This window comes from Bacillus sp. SIMBA_005 (assembly GCF_046535585.1).
GTDB classification, from domain to species: Bacteria; Bacillota; Bacilli; order Bacillales; family Bacillaceae; genus Bacillus; species Bacillus pumilus.
In genome coordinates, this window is record NZ_JAWRWI010000477.1 from 1 (window position 1) to 268 (window position 268).

General features: G+C 54.5%; 1 protein-coding gene. It reads left to right on the plus strand.

Going from position 1 to position 268, the window contains the following annotated elements; translation table 11 throughout:
• Window positions 1–13: 13 nt before the first annotated feature.
• The coding region (gene bioD / locus SB660_RS20960; RefSeq protein WP_410584297.1) for a dethiobiotin synthase at window positions 14–268 on the plus strand (255 nt) is incomplete at its 3' end.

Genomic DNA, 268 nt, shown 5'->3' on the forward strand with positions numbered 1-268 from the left:
GGAGTGATTGCTCGTGAGTAAACGTTATTTTGTCACCGGAACGGATACCGAAGTGGGGAAAACTGTCGCCAGTTGTGCACTTTTACAAGCCGCAAAGGCAGCAGGCTACCGGACGGCAGGTTATAAACCGGTCGCCTCTGGCAGCGAAAAGACCCCGGAAGGTTTACGCAATAGCGACGCGCTGGCGTTACAGCGCAACAGCAGCCTGCAGCTGGATTACGCAACAGTAAATCCTTACACCTTCGCAGAACCCACTTCGCCGCACATC